Below are 21010 nucleotides of genomic sequence, written 5' to 3'. Positions count from 1 at the left end.
TTCAGGTTGCGATATCGCGATACAACTTGTTATTTTTGGTTTACTCAGATGCCCCGGAACTGTGTTGTACCGAAGCATTAAAATCGTGTTTAGCTACACCAACCATCAGTAATGGCATTAACAACATACCAATCATGGCGGTAGCCAGGGTTAATAAAGTAAAAAATCCTGACCAGCTATACAGTTGTAACACCTGCGCCAGCGGCCAACCGGCAAGTGCAGCACCTAAATAGGCAAATAACCCAAGAAATCCGGTTACCGTGCCCGCGGCATCTTTATGGGTATATTCCGTTGCCGCCAGTCCAATCAGCATTTGCGGACCAAAAACAAAGAAACCCACGCTAAAGAAACCCACTGCCAACAATCCATAATGATGGATTGGCGAGAGCCATAAACAGGCCATCGAAGCAAACAAGCCAATACTAAACAGCAAAATCATCGGTGCCCGCTGGCCTCGAAACAGAAGATCGGAGCCCCAACCGGCAAAAAGTGCACCGGCAAGACCGCCGAGTTCAAAAAGTGACAACGTCATATTGGCACTCAACAACCCGATACCATGGCTTTCTGCTAGCCAAATATTGCCCCAATCATTCAATGCAATTCGCACCAGATAAACTAAAACGTAGGAAATGCCCAACAGCCAGATAGTGGGGTTAAACAATATGGCCTGACGAAAAATCTGCAAAATCGGCGCGGGAGGACTAGCTTGTTCCTGCCGTAGTTCTAACGGATCGTTAAACCATTGCCCCACCGAAGGTAGACCCAGCTGTTGCGGGCTATCCTGTAGCTGCCAGCATAGCCATAACCCTAAAATGATTCCGATAACACCGGGAACAAACATCGCAGCCTGCCAGCCATAGCTCACCGCCAACCACCCCGATAACAGAGGAACAGCCGCACCACCAAGGTTAATGGACATATTCCAACATCCCCACCAAAACCCCCTCTCTCGGCGCGAATACCAGCGAGTCAACACCTTAGCGCAGGGAGGCCAACCCCATGCCTGAAAAAATCCATTTAGCGTCCAAATTAATAACAACGCCGGCAACGAATAACTGAAGGCAAACAGAATATTCAATACCCCGGTTATCAATAGCCCAACGCCCATAAACCAGCGCATATTGCGGCTATCATTTAACATGCCACAGGCAAACTTTGACAAACCGTAGGCCAGATAGAATAACGTTCCCATCAGGCCGATATCGTCTTTGGTCAGACCAAGATCCAACTGCATTACCGGCATCGCGAAATTGGCACTTTTGCGCGTCATATAGAAAGCGGCATAACCGACAATCATTGACAGCATCAATCTTGGACGCCAGTAACGATATCGTTGCTGTATCTGTGCATCACTCAATGACATATCGCGCCTCAGTGCCCTCTGAATATTGGGCAGTTTATGTAAATCATTATTGAAATGAATGAGACAACCGTTTAATCAACTAGGAAAAATTCCTAGTTACAGGTCATTTTTTGTTGGATTTGTGGGCAAGTTAACAGTTATATGGGTTCCACGATGGCGAGACAGTAGCCAATGACCGCCCAACGCCCGTACTCGTTCTTCAATACCCAGCAGCCCAAATCCGCCATCTACCTGTTCAGGAATACCGATACCGTCATCCTCGACTTCCAATACCGTAGTATGTTGATCCTGCTGATACAGCGCGATACGGATAGTTTTCGCTTGGGCATGCTTATTAATGTTATTCAGTAGTTCCTGTACCAAACGATAAAGGGTAAACATCACCGTATCATTAAGCTGAATACCCTCAATGCGGTAATCCAACTCAAAATGAATGTTGCGTTCATCGAACGAAAATTCCTGCGCCAAGTGCCGTAGTGCATCCTGCAACGACATCTCATCCAGCACCGGCGGTCGGAGCTGATGCAGTAACTGGCGCGTTGCCTGATGAATACGCTGGCTAAGATCGGTGATTTTCTGCGCTGATTGCAGGGAGGTCGCTGAAGTGGTGGTTTTATTAACGATAGCCGCCTGAATTTGGATCGCGGTAATATTCTGCCCAATCTCATCATGTAACTCGCGGGCGATGTCCTTACGAACCTGTTCTTCGGTGTGCACCAATTGTTCAGTGAGCTGGCGACGAGTATCCAGCTCACGTTCCAACTGGTGGCGATAACGTTCCAGACGCTCAACCAACTGTTGCTGGCGGCTCACGGCAATACCTAATCCTAAACTGAGCAAGGCCTGAATCGACAAAAACAGTTTTAGCTCCATCGGATTATAGTCAGCACCGCTGGCATGGCGAGTAGCAATCAATAACACGCTACCCAGCATGGTGGCGAGTACGCCTCCCTGCCAGCCAAATCGATAGGCCATAAACACATTCGGTAAAAATATAAATATCAGCAGCAGGCGTTCAATTTCAGGAGTTAATACCAATTGAATACTAATACCGATAGCAAAAAACAGTGAACTCCACATCAGTAATGATGTTTTTAACGGCGGAGAAATATGCTCCAACGGCAGTAATGTTTGCAGGTTTTGTTGCTTCAGGTATTCATACAGCAGATAAATAAATGGCGTTAACAATACGCCACCGGTAAAGGTCGTCAGTAGCGTTTCACCGGGAGTCACCGCCAGCCATGGTGCAATCAATAGTCCGTGCAGAATGGTACTGCCCGTTACCGCCACCAGCAGCATTAATAGACGCTGCCAGTAAAGTGTAAAATAGTACCAGAAACGCCGTGTCACCATCGCCGCCAAGAGCGTTAACCAAGGCGACAGCAACACCACACCGGCGTCGATCAGACGCTCATAATATAGCCAGAGAATAATGGCACAGCAGGATAACAGCACTACCGGGTAGAAACGTCTGGGGATCAGAACCAACAGCGTTAATGCCCAGGCCTGGGGTAACATCAACACCGCTAACTGCGTATCATTATTCAGGTAATAACCGATGCCCCATAACGCTATCCAACCAAGAGAAAAGCTGAGCATCACAAACAGATTCAATCCGGTTGAATGCAGAATACTTAGCCGCGACATGGGTTATTTCTCGGTAAGCAACTGATGTTCAAGCGCAAAGTGCACCAGTTCGACAATACTGTCACAGTGGAGCTTGGCCAGAATATTAGCCCGATGTACGTGGATGGTTTTATGGCTTAGATTAAGCTTTTCCGCAATTTCTCTGGCGCTTAATCCGTTAATCAGCAGGTCAAAGATCTCTTTTTCTCGCGGCGTTAGCATTTGCAGTTCTTTAGGCACCACCGCCGTTTGCCTTAACGCTTTTAACGCATCGGCACACAGATAAAAACCGCCGCCATAAACCGTGCGTATAGCCCTAACTAACTCTTCTGGGCCACAGCGCTTAGTCAAATAGCCCGATGCTCCGGCATCAACCGCATTCTTAACAAAGGCGTTAGTGTCATAGATACTCAGAAAAATCGCTTTGAAATCAGCATTGACCTGACGAATACGCCGCAGTAGGCTCAGACCACTTTCATCAGGCATAGAGATATCGAGAATGGCAATATCACAGCCTCCCTTCAGTAAATACGGCCATGCTTGAGCAGCAGAATTAAACTCACCAACAATCTGGATATCCTCTTCCAGAGAGAGTAGCTGTGCAAAACCGGAGCGCACAACAATATGGTCATCAATCAGAGCAATCTTAATCATATCTGCGTTATAACAATCAAATAAACGCCATAATGTGCATTATTCTGGCGGATAGCAAATTATGTCGATAAAACTGTTAACGCGGTAAATAAATTGAGCATCAATAACCCTTAATCTTCCCCTATCGCCTGCGGTTTTCTTGCCTGCTCAAACGCCACTAATGTCGCTATTCTGGCTGTGGCGTGATCGACTATCGGTGTTGGATAGTCGATAGGCTTTCCCTGTTTCTCCGACCATTGATGAGGAGTATGTATCCATTTATCCGGCACATCGCCTAACTCGGGCAACCACTGACGGATAAAGTGTCCCTGCGGGTCAAACCTTTTCCCCTGAGTGGTCGGGTTAAAAATGCGGAAATAAGGTGCAGCATCGGTGCCAGTGGACGCCGCCCACTGCCAGCCGCCGTTATTCGCCGCCAGATCGCCGTCAATCAGACGAGACATAAAATAGCGTTCTCCACGACGCCAATCGATCAGTAAATCCTTGACTAAAAAACTGGCAACAATCATTCGTAACCGATTATGCATCCAGCCGGTGTGATTCATCTGACGCATTGCCGCATCCACGATGGGATAACCGGTTTCTCCGTCACACCAGCGTTGAAAATCATCGTGACTGGGGTTCCAATGGATACGCTCGGTCCAGCCGATAAAAGGCTTATTCATCGATAATTTTGGCCAAGCCACCAACAGATGGTGGTAAAACTCACGCCACGCCAACTCGTTAAACCAGGCAAATGCACCAGACTGCGGTTGCAGCAGGAAATCAGCAGATTCAGCGAGTAAACGGTGATAACACTGGCGAACCGATAACACGCCAATCGCCAAATAGGGCGATAATCGACTGGTCATATCCTGTGCTGGAATATCCCGATAACGTTCATAATCCATGACATTTTCACGACAAAATCGTCTTAGACGTTGCAAGGCTGGCTGTTCACCGGCGGGAAACGCATCGTGTGAATCAAGCGGATAATTAAACGGGGGGATATCTGTCGTATTAACTTCCCCCCCACGCTGTTTCGGCGCGGGTAGCACCGGTTGCAGCTTGGTTTGTAAATGGTGAATCAAGGCATGGCGAAATGGCGTATAAATCTGATACATCTCCCCCTTCCCGGTCAGAATAGACATTGGGGGAAACAGTAAGGCATCGTCAAAACTATGGCAAACCACCGAGGAAGATAATGCCAGTTCCACTGACTGGTCTCGCCGACGCTCATTCAGCGGATACTGACGATTATAAAAAAGCGCATCGACCTGATGTTGCTGACATACCTGAGCTATCGCTGCTGCAATGCCACCAAAATCATTCACCTCAAGAACTAACAAAGGGATTCCAATCGCCGCAAGGGATTGTTGCAACGTACACAGATTAGAGTAAATAAACCCGGCCTGTACCGGCGCCATATCATGCTGATGCCACTGCTGAGGCGTTGCGATATATAGTGCAATAACGCGATCGGAAGGATGCTGGCAGGCAGCGGTTAATGCGGTGTTATCCGTTATGCGTAAATCATTTCTAAACCATACCAAATGGGTTGCCATTAGTGGCCTGCCTTAATATTGTGTTCAAACACCATAACGTAATCTTAGCGCTTCCGGATAAGGATCAAAATAGCGTTGCTGGCTGAGATAGGTATCCGGGTACTCCGCCAGATAATGTTTCAACAACGTAATCGGCGCTAACAGCGGCTGGGTTCCTAACCGATAACGATCGATTAATTCGGCCAACGCCTGTCGCTGTGTTGCCGTTAAATAACGTCGGAAATACCCTTGAATATGCTGCAAGACATTCGTGTGATTCTGTCGGGTTGCTGGCTTGGCCAATAGCTGCATCAATTGCAGCCGATAGGCGTAAAAAAACGCCTCAATTGGCATCTGATCAATCGCCGCGACAAAAGGCCCTATTTTGCGATACTCCGGCTGTGAATGCGCCAAGAGTAATAGCTTATAGCGGCTATGGTAAGCAATCAGTGCCCCTTTACTTAGTCCAGATGCATAAAGCTGATTCAGTTCCCTAAGGGCAAAAATACGGATAATAAAGTTTTCCCGCAGCAGTGGATCGTTCAATCGGCCGTTTTCTTCCACCGGAAGCCAAGGTAGCGTTTTCATCAGTTGAGCGGTAAACAAGCCAACCCCTAGCTTTTGTGCCGAATCGCCCTTTGGCGAATAAACCGACACGCGCTCCATACCACAGCTGGGAGATTTGGCACACACGATAAATCCACTTAGCTGGCTAAGCTGCGGAGCTTTTGCCACAGAAAATGCCTGCATTTTATCGGTATAATCAATAGTGTTATCTCGGCTGGTTACCAGCGAAATATCGTTACCCTGTTGAATCAAGCGCAATGCCGGTCGTGGGGATGGCAAGCCTATCGCCATCTCTGGGCAAATTGGTTGCAAATCGACGTAGGGAGCCAAATCGTCACACAAAAAATCGAAACGTTTATGTCCGCCATCAAAACGAACTTGCTCACCCAGCAGGCAAGCGCTGACACCGATGGGAATCTTTCCGTTCATCGCGGTAATCATCCTGAGTCATAATAGGTTAACCGATTGAAATAGAGTATAGAACGATATTAAAAATGTTGATTAGCTTCAGCTAATAATAACTCTGGCGTCATCCTTACATTAAAAAACAGCTATCAAAAATAAACCCCTGACATTATCAGGGGTTTATTAAAGTAATAACTCTCACGTTTAAAGCAGACTATCTATCAGGCGATTAATAAAAATCTTTTGGGGCCTTTTCTGCCAGAGATAACCACACAGGCTTAGTACTGGTCTTACTCCACACTCGGTGCAAGTAGCTGTAATAGCGACTTTTATCATGACGAAACACCATAAATGGCAGTGTTACAAACGCCAGTAAAATAACGCCCATCCGGCGCAACACAATTCGGTAGAGCGGATATCTCTGGTACATAGCATGCCCTCCTTTATAAACAGATCGACAAAATCAATCGCAATGTGATTAATGTGATGACTCAATATACTTTTTATCTTAACGCATTGCAGAGATACACTCAACTGATCCGACCAGTTATTATCAAATTATTAATCAGCCTCTCGCCATTCACTCTCAAAATCCTGATTGTCGGATAAAGATAACGGGATTAACGCCAATAAATAAACGCGAGGTAACTCATTTAAGTAGAGTATCAGCCAACCATTTTCACTCATCTCTCTCAGCTCATAGCAGTTAAATCGCTGAGCAAGCTGCCATCTCAGACGTTGGTTATCACTATTGGTGGCAGTTCGGTTAAGAAACAATCGCCCCTGATGAGGGTAACGCTGAATATTCGGTAATAGCGTTTGTCGGATCCAGTCAAGATTAATGACTGAACGATTAACACCATCCGTCAACATGTTGATAAATTGATGAGTAAAATAGAGTTGAGATTCGCATGTTGTCATCGCGGCGACCTACCAGGGTTTGTCTGAATGCTGGCGGAAACTTTATCATCGACCATTTGCTGTACTATTTTTTGCACCACTGTTCTACTGGTAGTGACCTCATCCATTCCCGTTAGCGCCGCCTGCAATACGGTATTATGCAGATGTTGATAAATATTACGCTGTAAAAACAGCGCCTGTTGGTCATTGATCTTAGGTCGTCCTGTCATGGTTTATCCTTAGTATGATTAATGATTCACGTAACATAATCAGCTAACGCCTCCTACTCCAGTTGCAGATAATAAAATTGCGGCATTAATTCAAATAAACAACGGGCATACTTAATTAACGTTTTCTATTCGTTACAGCTTGCCCGGCATTGAGAATTAGTCTTATTATCGTTAAGGTTATTCATCTATGAATCACAGCAAGAAAACAATAAAGGACAAAAAATGAGTACCTGGCTTATCTATGCGCTGTTATCGGCAATTACCGCCGCATTCGTCGCTATATTTGGCAAAATAGGTTTGCAGCATCTGGATGCCAATACCGCTACAGCCATTCGCTCGATTGTGATGGCGATTTTTCTGGTTGGTGTGGTTGTGGTTCAGGGGAAGCTAGAATTAGTCAGCGAGATTCTCGCCGATCGCAAGGCGCTGATGTTTATTATTTTTAGCGGCATCGCTGGCGCGCTGTCATGGTTATTCTATTTTATGGCTATCAAGTATGGAACCGTCTCTCAGGTAGCTCCAATAGATAAACTCAGCGTCGTTTTTGCCGTGATTTTCGCGGTTATTTTGTTTGGTGAAAAAGTGACATTGTTCACCGGCATTGGCATCGGCTTAATTTCCGTTGGTGCGCTGCTGGTGGCATTAGGCTAGCGGTTAACGATTTACACCAAGCTGAAATGAAAATCCGGCGCGTTATAATCTAACGCACCGGATTTAAACAACCATGGTCGTGCTGATGGTTAAAGGATGTTACTCATGCTGCACCCTGTTCTCAGACACTAACCCAACTTATTTGGCATTAGCTAATACTGAGTTAACAATCTCTACCGCTTCATGCTCAATTTTTTCACGGTGTTGTTTACCTAAAAAACTTTCGCAATAAATTTTATAGGCTTCTTCCGTGCCTGACGGTCGGGCGGCAAACCAACCATTATCCGTCATCACTTTCAAACCACCAATCGCCGCACCATTTCCTGGCGCAGTAGTCAGGCGCGCGGTAATTTTATCCCCGGCTAATGTATCTTCCGTGACCATTTCAGGGGATAGCTTAGACAAAATGGCTTTTTGTGCATGGGTAGCCGGAGCCTGAATCCGGTTATAACTCGGCGCACCAAAACGCTGAGCGAGCTGTTCATAGTGTTCCTGAGGATTCTTACCCGTCACCGCTGTAATTTCAGCTGCCAGTAAACACATAATGATGCCATCTTTATCCGTTGACCATGGCGTGCCATCAAAGCGTAAAAAAGAAGCGCCGGCGCTCTCTTCACCACCAAATCCTAAAGAACCATTAAATAATCCGTCGACAAACCACTTGAACCCAACCGGGACTTCCACCAGCTTACGCCCCTGACTGGCAACCACGCGATCGATCATTGCGCTGGATACCAGTGTCTTACCGACACCAATATCTTTGCCCCATTGAGGACGATGCTGAAATAAATAATCAATGGATACCGCAAGATAATGATTCGGATTCATTAACCCTTTCGGCGTCACGATGCCGTGGCGATCATAATCAGGGTCATTGGCAAAGGCCAAATCGAACTTACCTTTAAGCGCTAATAAACCCGCCATAGCCCATTCGGATGAACAGTCCATCCGAATAGCACCATCATGGTCCAAATGCATAAAACGGAAAGAAGGATCAACTGCGTCATTCACCAATTTTAGATTCAGGCGGTAGAAGTCAGCAATACGCTGCCAATATTCAATACCGGCTCCCCCCAGCGGATCGACGCCAATCGATAGCCCAGCATGCTGAATGGCGGGCATATCAACCACGTGAACCAATTGCTCAACGTAAGGTTGAACGAGATCCTGAGCGTGAATATGTCCGCTTTGCTGTGCTGCCGACATCGTCAGCCGTTTAACACCCTGCAATTTATTACCTAATAACTCATTGGCTCGATTTTCAATCCATTGGGTTAAATTGGTATCTGCCGGTCCACCGTTCGGTGGATTATATTTAATCCCACCGTCTTCCGGTGGATTATGGGAAGGCGTAATCACAATACCGTCAGCGGACGCTTTCCCCTCACGGTTATAACAGAGGATGGCATGGGAAATAACCGGCGTTGGCGTGAAGCCATTACTCTGCTGAATCACCACATCAATGCCGTTTGCGGTCAGCACTTCCAACACGGAAACAAAAGCTGGCTCAGATAAACCATGGGTATCTTTACCCACAAAACAAGGACCGGTAATACCATTGATCGCGCGATTCTCAGCGATAGCTTGAGCAATGGCCAAAATATGCATTTCATTAAAACTTTGTCTACCGGCGCTACCACGATGACCAGAGGTGCCAAATTTGACAGAATGCGCAGGATTCTCACAGTCAGGCTGTAAAACATAATACTCAGCTATCAGCTGAGGTATATTAATCAAATCACTTTGCCGCGCTAACTGCCCGGCTCGTGGATCATTTGCCATTAGACTCTCCCTGATAATTAATTAAATAAATTTATATTAAAAACTAGATCGTCAAACAAATCTCTTCACTCAGTTCCGCAGTAAACTGCATCGCAGACATAATCTGCACAATCATGCTGCGTTTACGTTCGGTGTTGGTATTGGTGATAACCCAATAAGGGGTTTCCGGTATGCTTTTAGGCTTGGTATGACGACCATTTTTTAGCAGCGTTTCCTGCGAATGAGAGAAATAGATGCGAGTACGGCCGTGCAGTGATTCGGTAGCTTCAGAAAAACTTTGCTTATCAGCATGATATAACGTTGACAGTATCAGCAAAAAACGATCCACGGCTTTTTTCTGTTCTTTGAAGTCTGCGGAACTCAGCAGCTTCTGAACCTTATGAACACGATCGACCGGCGCAGCTGCCACTTCCGGCACCACAACTGCCTCTTCATTTTTTTCGGCCACTACCGGTGCCAGCTTGAGCATCCGACGTAAAATTTCAGAAGCGCTTTCGCCAATATGTAAGGTATGACTGGCGATATAACGATAAAGCTCTTCATCAACTTCGATAGTTTTCATCTTTGTCCTATAATTCTTTTTCAGAGTGTTCTTGGTAATTATACAAGTTCGTATCGTGATACTCTAACGTAAAGCAACTGAATATGTGACATTGTTATGAAATTAAACTATCGCCTTCAAGGGAATGGTCAGATTATCGTTCTTATTCACGGCCTGTTTGGCAGTTTAGATAATCTGGGCGTTCTGGCCAGAGACCTACAGCAAGATTACCAAATCCTACAAGTTGACTTGCGTAATCACGGTCTTTCCCCCCATTCATCAGAGATGGATTATCAGGTCATGGCAGAAGACCTGCTTACCCTGTTGAACGAGCTGGCACTGGAGAATATCACGCTGGTAGGCCACTCGATGGGCGGTAAAGTGGCGATGAAGCTGACCGAATTAGCCCCTGCGTTAATTAAGCAATTAGTGGTTATCGACATTGCCCCCGTTGCCTATCAGGAAAGTCACCATGACGATGTTTTTGCCGCATTAAATGCCGTAACCCAATCAGGAGTGAAGCAACGTTCTGAAGCATCGGAAATTATGCGCCAATTAAACTTACATGAAGGTGTTATTCAATTCTTACTCAAATCCTTTCATGCTGGAGAGTGGCGCTTCAACTTGCCGGTATTGCAGCAGCGTTATGGGGATATTATTGGCTGGCAGACAGTGCCAGAATGGAATAAGCCGGTGATTTTTATTCGCGGTGAGCTATCCCCCTATATTCAGGATAGCTATCGCACTGCCATTGCCCATCAATTTCCACAGGCCAGAGCCTACGTGGTTGCCGGCTGTGGGCATTGGGTTCATGCCGAAAAACCTCAACACGTTATACGGATTATTCGCAAATTTTTGCAAAATTGAGCTAACTCGGTTGAAATTCAACCAACATTTAGCGGATAACCCAGTTTAGCCATTGGCGGGCGGATTCTACTGCGCTATTATCCGCTGCCACGCTAACGCGTGAAATTTCAGTTTTGCTGGGGCGACTAAACGGGTCGGTTAGTCTTATCTTTATCTGATGATGTGTTTTGAGTGTATGGCAAAAGAACAATTAGATCGTACCACGCTGGATCTTTTCGCTGACGAGCGTCGACCGGGGCGACCTAAAACCAGCCCGTTATCCCGCGATCAACAACTGAGAATCAATAAACGTAATCAGTTGCGCCGTGATAGAGTCCGCGGCTTAAAACGCGTTGAATTGAAACTATCGCAAGACGCCGTTGATATCATTGATGAGCTTTCGGCTAAACAAGGGATCAACCGCAGCGAACTGGTCGAATTACTGCTGTTAAATGAGTATAAAAAAACGACGAGTAAGCGATGATAAAAATCACCATATGCCCTCTATCACTGATGTTGGTTGACACAGATTAACGATGCCAACCAACGTCAACAATGTTATATTATTGAATACGACTGATTAATATTTATAAAGGTGTAATACACAATGGCAACCGTAGGTATTTTCTTTGGTAGCGACACTGGCAATACTGAAAACATTGCCAAAATGATCCAAAAGCAACTGGGTAAAGAGGTCGCAGAAATTCACGATATCGCCAAAAGCAGTAAAGAAGATATCGAACGCTTTGATACTCTGCTACTGGGTATTCCGACTTGGTACTACGGCGAAGCACAATGTGACTGGGATGATTTTTTCCCAACGCTGGAAGAGATCGATTTCGAAGGTAAACTGGTTGCTATCTTTGGCTGTGGCGATCAGGAAGACTACGCAGAATATTTCTGTGATGCAATGGGCACTATTCGCGATATTATTGAACCACATGGCGCAACGATTGTTGGCAACTGGCCAACCGCCAGCTACCATTTTGAAGCCTCTAAAGGCTTAGCGGATGACGACCATTTTATCGGCTTAGCCATTGACGAAGATCGTCAACCTGAATTGACCTCTGAGCGTGTATCCGCATGGGTTAAACAAATTATTGATGAAATGAATCTTGCCTGATTTATTTTTTATTATTTGTACGACATATTAAGCCCGTAGTCTATATTCAGAATTAATCAAATATATAATAACCACCAGAGAGTATCTGGTGGTTATTATATCCAACCAATGTATCCCCTTCTAATTATTAGCATTTGCCATTACCTCAGAATATATAAGGTTTTCATTGGCCGATTTAAATCAAAAATTTTACTAACCTGTGAGCAAGTGCAAACTCATATTCTAAATCTGTTGATACACTATAAAAGCTTATAGCTCATTTTTACTCTGTTAATTGTTAAATTCCATTAGTAAATTAACAGTTAATATTGGCAATAGGTTTATTAAAAGAATTTCAACTATATAAATACATCATACGGCAAATACACTGCATGCAGCCCTCATCGGGTGACAGGCATTCGCGATCATAAATAAAGAGGAACATCATAGAGATAATATAATATCTGACGGAGTGCTGACATTGTTTTATTGCCATGCCTGAATAGATTTACTTTCTATTATTATGATTTCTTTATAATAAATATGCATTCGGCATGCTAAATACGTGAATTCAATTTTATATCTATCTTCTTAAATAACGAGGAGGAGCGTCTATGCGCAGCATAGCATCCTATATTATCTGGTTTGCAATCGCTATTCTTGGCGCCTGTGGGCTCGCTATAATTGCATTAAACAATGGTGAAAAGGTCAACGCACTTTGGATTGTTGTTGTTGCCGTATCCGTCTATTTAATTGCTTATCGCTATTACAGTAAATTCATTGCTAATAAAGTATTACGCCTTGATCCCACTCGTATGACGCCAGCCTATCGTCACAATGATGGTCTGGATTACGTCCCAACCAATAAATATGTTCTTTATGGTCACCACTTTGCAGCCATTGCCGGCGCGGGGCCGTTGGTCGGTCCGGTTCTGGCAGCGCAAATGGGTTACTTACCGGGTATGATCTGGATTCTGGCCGGTGTGGTGCTAGCGGGTGCTGTTCAAGACTTTATGGTGTTGTTTGTCTCCACTCGTCGCGACGGTCGCTCATTGGGTGATTTAGTGAAAGCCGAGCTGGGTCAAGTGCCCGGTGTTATTGCCCTGTTTGGCGCCTTTATGATTATGATTATCATACTGGCGGTGCTGGCGTTAATCGTGGTTAAAGCTCTGATTAGCAGCCCATGGGGGGCATTTACCGTTGGTGTGACAATTCCGATTGCTCTGTTTATGGGTGTATATACTCGCTATATTCGTCCGGGTAAAATCGGCGAGGTTTCCGTTATCGGATTTGTGCTACTGATGCTGGCCATTATCTATGGCGGAGAAGTGGCTAAAAGTGAAACGCTAGCGCCCTTCTTTACCCTCACCGGGGTAGAACTCACTTGGGCACTGATTATCTATGGTGGCATTGCTTCAGTGTTACCCGTCTGGTTGCTGCTGGCACCCCGTGATTACCTGTCAACGTTCTTGAAAATTGGCACCATCGTTGGCTTGGCCATTGGTATCGTGATTATTGCCCCTAAACTAGAGATGCCAGCCACCACCCAATTTATTGATGGTACTGGTCCGGTATGGGCAGGCAATCTATTCCCCTTCCTGTTTATTACTATTGCCTGCGGTGCAATCTCCGGCTTCCATGCCCTGATCGCCTCAGGTACCACGCCCAAAATGTTAGAGAATGAAAGCCACGCCCGCTTTATTGGCTATGGCGGTATGTTGATGGAGTCATTTGTCGCCATTATGGCATTGATAGCGGCTTCAGTTATCGACCCTGGCGTTTATTTTGCGATGAACAGCCCATTAGCAATATTAGGACCAACGGTTGAATCTGCGGCTACCGTTGTCAGTTCATGGGGCTTTACCATTACGCCAGACGTACTGGTTCAATATGCCAAAGACGTTGGGGAAACCACCATTGTTTCCCGTGCCGGAGGTGCTCCTACTTTGGCTGTGGGTATGGCACATATCCTGAGTCAGATTACTGGCCCAACCATGATGGCATTCTGGTATCACTTCGCTATCCTGTTTGAAGCCTTGTTTATTCTGACCGCGGTGGATGCAGGTACCCGAGCAGGACGTTTTATGCTGCAAGACCTGCTAGGAACATTTGTCCCTTCAATGAAACGTACCGACTCTTTTGTTGCCAACATTACAGCAACAGCGCTGTGTGTTGCCGCATGGGGTTATTTCCTCTATCAAGGCGTTGTGGACCCATTAGGTGGAATCAATACCCTGTGGCCGCTGTTCGGTATTGCTAACCAGATGCTGGCGGCTATCGCCCTAACGCTGTGCGCAGTAGTGCTGTTCAAAATGAAGCGAGAAAAATATGCCTGGGTCGCCGTGATCCCAACTATTTTCCTGCTGGTTTGTACGCTCACCGCCGGATGGCAGAAAGTATTCGATGCTAACCCGCGCGTTGGCTTCTTGGCTCTGGCGAATAAATATCAGGCATCCTTGGATAAGGGTGAAATTCTGGCTCCGGCTAAATCACTCGATCAAATGAGCGCGCTGATATTCAACAACCAATTAGATGCCGGACTGACCATCCTCTTTATGTTGGTCATGCTCAGCGTGGTGGTTTTCGGTTTGCGTACGGCCTTCAAAGCCAAGGCTAATCCTCAACCAACGGCGAATGAAGTGCCTTACCAACCATTTCCAGCATCAATACAATAACTGACTGATGGCTAAAAACCATTAATCGCCAAGCATAAAAATGGCAGTATGCAAAAGTTTTTAGCAATACTGCCACCATAAAAAGGAGGCCAATACTTATGTTTGAAGACTTAGCAAAAGTAGGTCGCTATCTTGGGCAGGCGGCTCGTTTAATGGTGGGTATGCCTGACTACGATAATTACGTCCAGCATATGCACCTGACCCATCCGGATCGGGAAGTGATGACCTATGAGGAATTCTTCCGGGAACGTCAGAAAGCACGCTACGGCGGAGGCAATGGCCCCTGTTGTTAAATAGATTATGTCCTTTGCCGGTTACCATCGTAACCGGCTTTTCAGCCTCAAAGAAAGCCAATTGATTAATCCTTCGCTTAAAACAATCCATTAACCCAATAATTCATAGATTGCGTGATAACATTATTTCTCATGTTTTGAGCAAGATAGCGCTAATATCAAACTTATTGGCCCATTTATAGCAACAACCATCGAAAAATAGGCTAATCACATGCTACGCTATATAAGTATTTTGATTATTGTTAGCGAACCTGGTGAATGAGTCATTGTACAAAATGCACATCGCATGGTTAGCTTTGACTATGGTTCTCAATGGGCAATTAACCTGCCTCATTTGGCCTTCTTAGTAATTATCGAACCTCATTGACTTGTTGATGGGCTAAGAAAGGATTGGCTGGTTACGGCTCAATACGCCTCAGCAAATCAATAGCAAAGTAAAAAAGTGGAGATGAAATTTCCATAAAACCATAATGATAGCTATCAGTGTAATCGGATTCCCCTACATACCTTGTGGTTCCTATTTCATGTATCTGACCCTATAATGCTATATTATATTTTTGTTAACCGTTCGCTAAAGACTCATGGCGTCCCGAATTTAGGAAGAAATCTGCATGACTGATAATAATATCGCACTGAAGAAGGCTGGACTGAAAGTTACCCTTCCTAGACTTAAAATTCTGGAAATACTTCAGGGGCCTGAGAATCATCACGTTAGCGCGGAAGATTTATATAAACGTCTGATCGATATGGGAGAAGAGATTGGTCTTGCCACCGTCTATCGCGTTTTAAACCAGTTTGATGATGCCGGCATTGTCACCCGCCACAGCTTTGAAGGTGGTAAATCCGTTTTTGAACTAACGCAAAAACATCATCATGACCATTTAATCTGTCTGGACTGCGGCCGAGTTATTGAGTTTAGCGATGAATTGATCGAACAGCGTCAACGGGATATATCCGAAAGATATAATATTAAACTAACCAACCACAGCCTGTATTTGTATGGTAAGTGTATATCCGGTGACTGCCGTAAAGATGAGAATTTGCACGACTCCCGTGGTTAATTAGCTCATTCTTTCAGACTGCTATCATAGCAGCGACAATTGCCAGCATAATTGCTGGCATTATTTTTTGCTGAATTTACCGCAATCGTTACACTTAATTCCATGCTGATAGAAAAAAAGTGGAAAACCCAGCAGAATAAAAATCACAAAAGCGGATTTCTTTCCCTTGGTAAAGAGAGCAACATTATGGCTCCCGCAAGCAGGACAAATCCAATCACTCTCAACATCACTGTCGGGAATTTCCGTCTCCGCTATCGATAGTGAGAAATCCTGCTGCAAAATCTCTTCGGCTTCCTGCGCATCCTGCTCAGCCACCATTAGCCTGACGCCACCTAACGCATCAGAATAAAGCCACTGCATATTAATGGTATGCTCATCGGCAATATACGCGCGGATGCCAGCGGCCTGAAGATTACTTTTAGCAATTTGCGCCTCAAGTGGAAAAGAGTATCGCCCCACTACAACCAACGGCCCCATAATATCTTCCTTCGCCTTAAAAAAATGCCCGTCAGTTTATGCTGGCGGGCATTTTTTATTCAAGCATATTGTCAATCTGGCATACTAGCTGGCTTGAGAAGCCCAGGTATCGCGCAGACCCACCGTGCGGTTAAATACCAGATTATCCGTTGATGAATGACGATTATCAGCGCAGAAATATCCTTCACGTTCGAACTGATAAGCAAACTCAGGCTGAGCCTCTTTTAGGCTTGGCTCAACAAAACCATGGGCAATGGTTAAGGACTCTGGGTTAATCGTAGACAAGAAGTCATCTGCCGCCCCAGGGTTCGCCACATTAAATAAGCATTCATACAAACGGAATTCAGCAGGTAGTGCGTGAGAAACCGAAACCCAATGAATAACACCTTTCACCTTACGGCCATCCGCCGGATCTTTACCCAAGGTTGCCGAATCATAACTACAGTAAATGGTGGTAATTTCACCCTGAGCATCTTTCTCAACCCGCTCAGCTTTGATCACATAAGCATTTCTCAGACGGACTTCTTTACCTAAAACCAAGCGCTTATATTGCTTATTGGCTTCTTCACGGAAGTCTGCGCGATCGATGTAAATCTCACGGCTAAACGGTACACTGCGGGTTCCCATTTCAGGCTTATTCGGGTGAGCCCCAACGGTTAACCATTCTTCGTGCCCTTCCGGTACGTTCTCAATAATAACTTTAACCGGATTCAATACGGCCATGGCCCGCGGTGCATTCTCGTTTAAATCTTCACGTATGCAGGTTTCTAACGCCACCATTTCTACGTTGTTATCTTGTTTAGTTACGCCAATGCGACGGCAGAATTCACGGATTGAAGCGGCCGTATAACCACGACGACGCAGACCCGAAATGGTCGGCATCCGCGGATCGTCCCATCCTTCTACCCTATTTTCAGTCACCAGCAAATTCAGCTTACGCTTTGACATAATGGCGTATTCTAAATTCAGGCGAGAAAACTCGTACTGATGTGGATGACAAGGAATGGTGATATTGTCCAACACCCAATCATACAGACGACGGTTATCTTGGAATTCCAACGTACACAGAGAGTGAGTTATTCCCTCCAGCGCATCTGAAATGCAGTGGGTAAAGTCATACATCGGGTAGATGCACCACTTATTACCGGTCTGATGGTGATCGGCAAATTTAATCCGATACAGAACAGGGTCGCGCATAACGATAAAAGAGGATGCCATATCGATCTTGGCACGCAAACAAGCTTTACCCTCAGCAAATTCACCGTTTTTCATTTTCTCAAACAGCGCAAGGTTTTCTTCTATGCTGCGATCGCGATATGGGCTATTTTTCCCCGGCTGAGTCAGCGTTCCACGGTATTCACGCATCTCTTCAGGACTCAGCTCATCCACATAGGCTAAACCTTTGCTGATTAATTCAACCGCATACTGATGTAACTGATCAAAATAGTCAGAAGAGTAGCGTACTGCGCCATCCCAATGAAAACCTAACCACTGAACATCATTCTTGATTGACTCAACATACTCGATATCTTCTTTTACCGGGTTAGTGTCATCAAAACGCAAATTACACAGACCTTGATAGTCCTGCGCAATGCCAAAGTTCAGGCAAATGGACTTCGCATGCCCAATATGCAGATATCCGTTCGGCTCAGGTGGAAAACGGGTCACGATAGTCGTGTGTTTACCTGATGCTAAATCTTCGTCAATAATATGACGAATAAAATTAGTTGGGCGAACTTCAGCCTCACTCATTTACTTTTTCCTCGTATGCAAAATGCAAAAGCGATCACAACGTTATAACCTCTTATAATCTAACAACCGCCCTCAGGACACAACCGTTAGTTACAGCAAAGTCAGCCGTCAAGTAGAAAGCCGCTGATTATAACCTCGTCATCGCTATATTTATTGCCGTTATTTTACCTTAAAAGGCCAATAAATAAAAAAAGCGGGAAGGTTACCCTTCCCGCTTCACACAATATATCGGCCAGATAAGCGTTAAATCTTATCCTTTAATATCGAACAGTTTGGACTGACCGGCCACTACACTACCGCTAGCCACATCAATGATACCGCTAAAGTCATCAATATTACTGACAACAACCGGGCTGATAATAGAAGCTGCATTGGCAGATAAGTAATCTAAATCCAACTCCAGTACCGGATCGCCAGCCTTCACGGTAGCGCCTTCTTCAGCTAAACGCTTGAAGCCATTACCATCCAACTTAACGGTATCAATACCAATATGAACCACCACTTCTGCACCGTTTTCAGTTTCCAGACAGAATGCGTGATTAGTACCGAAAATTTTCACCAATGTACCGTTAGCCGGAGCAACCACGATTTTACCGGTTGGGCGAATAGCGATACCTTCACCAACGGCTTTACTGGCAAATGCTTCATCAGGAACCGCTTCCAGCGCCACAATATCACCGGTAATTGGCGAAATTAAGGTGCTAATAGCTTCAGCTTTTTTCACTGCTGCCTGAGGCTTAACAACTGGCTCAGATACTGTAGTTGCAGCAGCCTGAGTTTTAGGTGCAGTACCGGCAGCAATCACTTTACGCATGCTGTCAGCAATGGATTCGGCTTTTGCCCCAACAATAATCTGAATACTTTGCTTATTTAACTTAACCACACCCGCAGCGCCTAAACGCTTAGCCGCTGTACTATCAACGATGCCAGAGTCTTTCACCGTCAAGCGTAAACGAGTAATACAAGCATCAATACCGGTTAGGTTATCACTACCACCGATAATACCAATGTAGCTGGTTGCCAATGCATCCAAGCCTTCGCTGGTATTAGAGTTATCCGGCGTCGCTTCCAATTCATCTTCATCTTCACGACCCGGTGTTTTCAGGTTGAAAGCACGAATAATGACCGAGAACAGCAGGAAGTAAACCACAAAAGCCACAACACCCATCACCAACAGCATCCAGACGTTGCTACTGGCCGCTGGTAGTTTAAACATTAACGCATAGTCAATGGCGCCCGCAGAGAACGTAAAGCCAGCGTGAATACCCAGCGCTGTCGCTACGTACAAGCTAATACCGGTCAGGATAGCGTGAACAAAGTACAGAACCGGAGCCAGGAACATAAACATAAACTCTAGCGGTTCAGTTACGCCTGTCAGGAATGCTGTTAACGCAACGGACAGTAATAAACCACCCACGGCTGCACGACGACCCGGTTTAGCGGCAAAGTACATTGCCAGTGCTGCACCCGGTAAACCAAACATCATGATCGGGAAGAAGCCAGACATAAACATCCCGGCAGTAGCATCACCATTATAGAAACGGTTGATATCACCGTGGAATACTTTGCCAGCAGCATCGGTAAAGTCACCGATCTGGAACCATGCAATGGTATTCAGAACCTGGTGTAAGCCAGTAGGAATCAGTAAACGGTTAACAAAACCAAAAATACCAGAACCTAATGCGCCCTGAGCAACAATCCACTCACCGCCAGCACCAATAGCTGCCTGAACCGGAGGCCAGACATAACCAAAGATCGCCGCCAGGATTAAACAGAAGAACCCTGTTGCGATAGGAACAAAACGCTTACCACCAAAGAATGATAAGAAGTCAGGCAGTTTAATATCAGACCAACGGTTATAAACTGCACCACCAACCAAACCTGAAATAATACCGGCTAATACGCCCATATTAATGCTGGCTTCGATGGTTACCGTTGCTTTCGTTAGAATAAAGAAACCAACCGCACCGGCTAACGCAGCTGAACCCGCATTATCTTTAGACCAGGTTGCAGCCACACCAATCGCAAAAATCAGTGCCAGGTTATCAAATATTGCCGCGCCGGCCTGAGCCATGAACGGCAGAGCCAACAAGTCTGGTTGACCGAAACGCAGTAATAATGCCGCGACCGGTAATACGGCGATCGGTAGCTGTAGCGATCGTCCTAGTCGTTGAAAAAATCCAAGTATATTCACCTTGTTTCCCCCTGCAATGCCCTGAATAGGGCCTATTTTTATACTCAACAATAAGGCGTCTACCGTATAACTCTGCCACCGTCAGATAGACAAGACACAACCAACTTACATCGTACTAATTCATAGTGTAAAAAATATATTTCGCATCGCAAATTAAAACCTCTGGATTTGTGATTATCATCACCAAAAACATGAATAAAACAACCACAAGACTAGCTATGAACCGGAACTTATTTTATCATATGAAATATTAGTTTGACACAGTATCCAAGGCGTGTTTTGTTAACGTGAACTATAGTTATAGTCATTAATTTCAAGCTATCACGTTAATTTTCACACATATGAGTATAGCCAGTGTTATGTAACCA

Annotated in this window: 20 protein-coding genes; 7 read left to right on the top strand and 13 right to left on the bottom strand. The window is 45.3% G+C overall.

Translation table 11 applies throughout. The features are described 5' to 3' along the window. Positions 1-40 precede the first annotated feature (40 nt). From uhpC to BMZ28_RS04395, 8 genes are all read right to left on the bottom strand, one after another. The gene (gene uhpC / locus BMZ28_RS04430; RefSeq protein ID WP_074820983.1) at positions 41-1363 is read right to left on the bottom strand and encodes an MFS transporter family glucose-6-phosphate receptor UhpC; all 1323 of its coding nucleotides are present in this window, start codon (positions 1361-1363) and stop codon (positions 41-43) included. A gap of 96 nt (positions 1364-1459) precedes the next feature. Continuing rightward, complete coding sequence (locus tag BMZ28_RS04425) at positions 1460-3010, bottom strand: MASE1 domain-containing sensor histidine kinase (RefSeq protein WP_074820980.1); 1551 nt, start codon at positions 3008-3010, stop codon at positions 1460-1462. Positions 3011-3013: 3 nt separating this feature from the next. Further along, entirely contained in the window at positions 3014-3643 is a 630-nt protein-coding gene (locus BMZ28_RS04420; protein ID WP_047780640.1) for a response regulator transcription factor, read from the bottom strand. A gap of 110 nt (positions 3644-3753) precedes the next feature. Continuing rightward, complete coding sequence (phrB, locus tag BMZ28_RS04415) at positions 3754-5187, bottom strand: deoxyribodipyrimidine photo-lyase (RefSeq protein ID WP_074820977.1); 1434 nt, start codon at positions 5185-5187, stop codon at positions 3754-3756. A gap of 24 nt (positions 5188-5211) precedes the next feature. Next, positions 5212-6162: a YbgA family protein gene (locus BMZ28_RS04410; protein ID WP_074820975.1), complete on the bottom strand. Its 951-nt coding sequence runs from the start codon at positions 6160-6162 to the stop codon at positions 5212-5214. 205 nt (positions 6163-6367) lie between these two features. Then, on the bottom strand, positions 6368-6568 hold the full coding sequence (locus BMZ28_RS04405; protein WP_047780637.1) for a DUF2517 family protein: 201 nt from the start codon (positions 6566-6568) through the stop codon (positions 6368-6370). A gap of 131 nt (positions 6569-6699) precedes the next feature. After that, positions 6700-7059: a hypothetical protein gene (locus tag BMZ28_RS04400; protein WP_047780636.1), complete on the bottom strand. Its 360-nt coding sequence runs from the start codon at positions 7057-7059 to the stop codon at positions 6700-6702. Continuing rightward, positions 7056-7268 (bottom strand): hypothetical protein, encoded by a 213-nt coding sequence (locus BMZ28_RS04395; protein WP_047780635.1) that lies wholly within the window; start codon positions 7266-7268, stop codon positions 7056-7058. The genes BMZ28_RS04400 and BMZ28_RS04395 overlap by 4 nt, the downstream gene beginning before the upstream one ends. A gap of 222 nt (positions 7269-7490) precedes the next feature. On the opposite strand from BMZ28_RS04395, the gene BMZ28_RS04390 reads away from it, so the two are divergent. Then, positions 7491-7919, top strand: coding sequence for an EamA family transporter (locus tag BMZ28_RS04390; protein ID WP_047780634.1), 429 nt, complete (start codon positions 7491-7493; stop codon positions 7917-7919). 138 nt (positions 7920-8057) lie between these two features. Here the strand turns inward: BMZ28_RS04390 and pgm are convergent, their stop codons facing one another. Further along, entirely contained in the window at positions 8058-9701 is a 1644-nt protein-coding gene (pgm, locus tag BMZ28_RS04385; protein ID WP_074820973.1) for a phosphoglucomutase (alpha-D-glucose-1,6-bisphosphate-dependent), read from the bottom strand. Positions 9702-9744: 43 nt separating this feature from the next. Next, positions 9745-10263, bottom strand: a complete 519-nt coding sequence (gene seqA / locus BMZ28_RS04380; protein ID WP_074820970.1) for a replication initiation negative regulator SeqA — start codon at positions 10261-10263, stop codon at positions 9745-9747. A gap of 96 nt (positions 10264-10359) precedes the next feature. On the opposite strand from seqA, the gene BMZ28_RS04375 reads away from it, so the two are divergent. From BMZ28_RS04375 to fur, 6 genes are all read left to right on the top strand, one after another. Then, positions 10360-11109, top strand: coding sequence for an alpha/beta fold hydrolase (locus BMZ28_RS04375; protein WP_047780631.1), 750 nt, complete (start codon positions 10360-10362; stop codon positions 11107-11109). A gap of 175 nt (positions 11110-11284) precedes the next feature. Continuing rightward, complete coding sequence (ybfE, locus tag BMZ28_RS04370; protein WP_047780630.1) at positions 11285-11572, top strand: LexA regulated protein; 288 nt, start codon at positions 11285-11287, stop codon at positions 11570-11572. A 123-nt stretch (positions 11573-11695) separates the two neighbouring features. Continuing rightward, positions 11696-12211: a flavodoxin FldA gene (gene fldA, locus BMZ28_RS04365; protein ID WP_047780629.1), complete on the top strand. Its 516-nt coding sequence runs from the start codon at positions 11696-11698 to the stop codon at positions 12209-12211. A 593-nt stretch (positions 12212-12804) separates the two neighbouring features. Further along, on the top strand, positions 12805-14865 hold the full coding sequence (gene cstA, locus BMZ28_RS04360) for a pyruvate/proton symporter CstA (RefSeq protein ID WP_074820967.1): 2061 nt from the start codon (positions 12805-12807) through the stop codon (positions 14863-14865). Positions 14866-14963: 98 nt separating this feature from the next. Next, on the top strand, positions 14964-15158 hold the full coding sequence (locus tag BMZ28_RS04355; RefSeq protein WP_074820964.1) for a YbdD/YjiX family protein: 195 nt from the start codon (positions 14964-14966) through the stop codon (positions 15156-15158). A gap of 611 nt (positions 15159-15769) precedes the next feature. Beyond that, on the top strand, positions 15770-16219 hold the full coding sequence (gene fur, locus BMZ28_RS04350; RefSeq protein WP_047780627.1) for a ferric iron uptake transcriptional regulator: 450 nt from the start codon (positions 15770-15772) through the stop codon (positions 16217-16219). A gap of 60 nt (positions 16220-16279) precedes the next feature. On the opposite strand, the gene BMZ28_RS04345 is transcribed toward fur, so the two are convergent. The 3 genes from BMZ28_RS04345 to nagE form a co-directional block, all read right to left on the bottom strand. Next, positions 16280-16696, bottom strand: a complete 417-nt coding sequence (locus tag BMZ28_RS04345) for a putative signal transducing protein (protein ID WP_197723518.1) — start codon at positions 16694-16696, stop codon at positions 16280-16282. Positions 16697-16780: 84 nt separating this feature from the next. Beyond that, complete coding sequence (gene glnS / locus BMZ28_RS04340) at positions 16781-18448, bottom strand: glutamine--tRNA ligase (RefSeq protein ID WP_047780626.1); 1668 nt, start codon at positions 18446-18448, stop codon at positions 16781-16783. Positions 18449-18698: 250 nt separating this feature from the next. After that, the gene (nagE, locus tag BMZ28_RS04335) at positions 18699-20642 is read right to left on the bottom strand and encodes a PTS N-acetyl glucosamine transporter subunit IIABC (RefSeq protein ID WP_074820960.1); all 1944 of its coding nucleotides are present in this window, start codon (positions 20640-20642) and stop codon (positions 18699-18701) included. Between the last annotated feature and the right edge of the window lie 368 nt (positions 20643-21010).

It is taken from the genome of Pragia fontium DSM 5563 = ATCC 49100 (assembly GCF_900112475.1).
In the GTDB taxonomy this organism is placed as follows: domain Bacteria; phylum Pseudomonadota; class Gammaproteobacteria; order Enterobacterales; family Enterobacteriaceae; genus Pragia; species Pragia fontium.
Note: the sequence above shows the minus strand (reverse complement) of the source record. Positions and strands in the feature narration are given on the sequence as shown.

Coding starts and splice junctions, on each gene's coding strand:
- uhpC (WP_074820983.1), bottom strand. CDS start 1,363: ATGTCATTGAGTGATGCACAGATACAGCAACGATATCGTTACTGGCGT.
- BMZ28_RS04425 (WP_074820980.1), bottom strand. CDS start 3,010: ATGTCGCGGCTAAGTATTCTGCATTCAACCGGATTGAATCTGTTTGTG.
- BMZ28_RS04420 (WP_047780640.1), bottom strand. CDS start 3,643: ATGATTAAGATTGCTCTGATTGATGACCATATTGTTGTGCGCTCCGGT.
- phrB (WP_074820977.1), bottom strand. CDS start 5,187: ATGGCAACCCATTTGGTATGGTTTAGAAATGATTTACGCATAACGGAT.
- BMZ28_RS04410 (WP_074820975.1), bottom strand. CDS start 6,162: ATGAACGGAAAGATTCCCATCGGTGTCAGCGCTTGCCTGCTGGGTGAG.
- BMZ28_RS04405 (WP_047780637.1), bottom strand. CDS start 6,568: ATGTACCAGAGATATCCGCTCTACCGAATTGTGTTGCGCCGGATGGGC.
- BMZ28_RS04400 (WP_047780636.1), bottom strand. CDS start 7,059: ATGACAACATGCGAATCTCAACTCTATTTTACTCATCAATTTATCAAC.
- BMZ28_RS04395 (WP_047780635.1), bottom strand. CDS start 7,268: ATGACAGGACGACCTAAGATCAATGACCAACAGGCGCTGTTTTTACAG.
- BMZ28_RS04390 (WP_047780634.1), top strand. CDS start 7,491: ATGAGTACCTGGCTTATCTATGCGCTGTTATCGGCAATTACCGCCGCA.
- pgm (WP_074820973.1), bottom strand. CDS start 9,701: ATGGCAAATGATCCACGAGCCGGGCAGTTAGCGCGGCAAAGTGATTTG.
- seqA (WP_074820970.1), bottom strand. CDS start 10,263: ATGAAAACTATCGAAGTTGATGAAGAGCTTTATCGTTATATCGCCAGT.
- BMZ28_RS04375 (WP_047780631.1), top strand. CDS start 10,360: ATGAAATTAAACTATCGCCTTCAAGGGAATGGTCAGATTATCGTTCTT.
- ybfE (WP_047780630.1), top strand. CDS start 11,285: ATGGCAAAAGAACAATTAGATCGTACCACGCTGGATCTTTTCGCTGAC.
- fldA (WP_047780629.1), top strand. CDS start 11,696: ATGGCAACCGTAGGTATTTTCTTTGGTAGCGACACTGGCAATACTGAA.
- cstA (WP_074820967.1), top strand. CDS start 12,805: ATGCGCAGCATAGCATCCTATATTATCTGGTTTGCAATCGCTATTCTT.
- BMZ28_RS04355 (WP_074820964.1), top strand. CDS start 14,964: ATGTTTGAAGACTTAGCAAAAGTAGGTCGCTATCTTGGGCAGGCGGCT.
- fur (WP_047780627.1), top strand. CDS start 15,770: ATGACTGATAATAATATCGCACTGAAGAAGGCTGGACTGAAAGTTACC.
- BMZ28_RS04345 (WP_197723518.1), bottom strand. CDS start 16,696: ATGGGGCCGTTGGTTGTAGTGGGGCGATACTCTTTTCCACTTGAGGCG.
- glnS (WP_047780626.1), bottom strand. CDS start 18,448: ATGAGTGAGGCTGAAGTTCGCCCAACTAATTTTATTCGTCATATTATT.